General features: G+C 68.2%; 1 protein-coding gene. It reads right to left on the reverse strand.

Annotation, left to right across the window (positions count from 1 at the left end; genetic code table 11):
- Positions 1–48 precede the first annotated feature (48 nt).
- On the reverse strand, positions 49–1,127 hold a 1,079-nt coding region (locus tag LPZ50_RS25000), incomplete at its 5' end, for a tetratricopeptide repeat protein (protein WP_230665520.1).

Raw genomic sequence — 1,127 nt, forward strand, 5'->3', positions numbered from 1 at the left:
CGCGCCACCCGGCCGCGGCGCGGCGCGCGCCCCACCCTGCCATGGCGGTCACAGCCGGACCCCCAGGCGCTTGGCGGTGTCGAGCAGCGTGGTGTTCTTCGGATCTTTCTGGAAACCGGCCTGTAATAGTTCCTGGGCCTGCTGGCGCTTGCCATTGGCCCACAGTACTTCGGCCAGGTGCGCGGCGATGTCGGCCTCGGGGCGCTGCGCATAGGCGCGCGAGAGGTAGTCGGCCGCGGCCTGGTTGTCGCCCATGCGGAATTTCACCCAGCCCATGCTGTCCAGGATGAAGGGATCGTCGGGCAGCAGTTCCAGCGCCTGGGTGATCAGGTCCAGTGCTTCGGGCAGGCGCTGGTTGCGGTCGGCCAGCGTGTAGCCCAGCGCGTTGTAGGCGTGCGCATGTTCGGGGTCCAGCGCGATCACCTGGCGCAGTTGCGTTTCCAGTTCGTCGTAGCGGCCCTGGCGTTCATACAGCATGGCCAGTTCATACTTGATTTCGACGGTGTCGGGCTGTGCCTGGTTGGCGGCTTCCAGCGTTTTCACGGCCTGGTCGACCCGGTTGGCGTCGCGCAGGATCTGCGCCTTGGTCAGCACGCCCTGCACCTGGTCGTCTTCGTCTTGCGGCTGCGCGGCGTCGATCATGGCCAGGGCCTGGTCGATGCGGCCCTGCTTGGCGCGCAGCGCGGCCTGGCGCATTTGCGCCGAATACTGCAGCGTGGGGTCGTCGATCTGGCCCAGTTGCGAAATGGCTTCGTCGTAGCGGCCCTGGTCTTCGGCGATGCGCGACAGCAGAACGCGCGCATCGGCCTCGGCCGCGCCGGCATCCGACGCACCGGGCGCAATGGCTTCCTGGCGCTGGTTCTGCACATCCAGGTATTGCAGCAGCAGCGTGCGGGCCTGGTCTTTGCGGTCGGCCTTGTAGGCCAACTGGGCCTGCATGAACAGCAGGTCGAAATCTTCGGGCGAGCGGCGCGACATGGCCTGCAGTTCGGCCAGCGCGGCGTCGTAGTCGCCACGGTCGGCCATCAGGCCGGCCAGCGCCAGGTGCAGCTTGCGCGCATTGGGGTGCTTGGCCAGGAAGGCGCGCGCCTCGATCTCGGCGCGGCGCGGGTCGGCGCGGCTGCCGT

Source organism: Bordetella petrii (assembly GCF_020991325.1).
Taxonomy (GTDB): Bacteria; Pseudomonadota; Gammaproteobacteria; order Burkholderiales; family Burkholderiaceae_B; genus Bordetella_A; species Bordetella_A petrii_E.